Genomic DNA, 266 nt, shown 5'->3' with positions numbered 1-266 from the left:
AGCTCGCAGCCAATTGATTTAACCGTGACAAAACGTGCTGCAAACGCTGACAATAATAACGACATTTTTGTAAAAACATCACTTTCTAGCAATTCACTCTATGTGCAAGAAGCAGGCGTTTACACACTAAAACTATACTTAGCTAAAGAGTTACTTGATGGTAGTTTAAGTACACCGAGCATGGAAGATGCACTGCTAACACAACTAGGTAAACAGACAGAAAGTTACGAATTAGTTGATGGTAAACGCTACCTGGTTATTACTCG

Annotated in this window: 1 protein-coding gene; it reads left to right on the top strand. The window is 38.7% G+C overall.

Annotated features, from left to right (window positions below; translation table 11 throughout):
- Positions 1–24: 24 nt before the first annotated feature.
- On the top strand, positions 25–266 hold a 242-nt coding region (locus tag R2R70_RS20740; protein ID WP_410979012.1), incomplete at its 3' end, for a hypothetical protein.

The sequence above is a fragment of the Cobetia sp. SIMBA_158 genome, assembly GCF_046566945.1.
Taxonomy (GTDB): Bacteria; Pseudomonadota; Gammaproteobacteria; order Pseudomonadales; family Halomonadaceae; genus Cobetia; species Cobetia amphilecti.
This window is presented reverse-complemented; position numbering and strand designations above follow the sequence as displayed.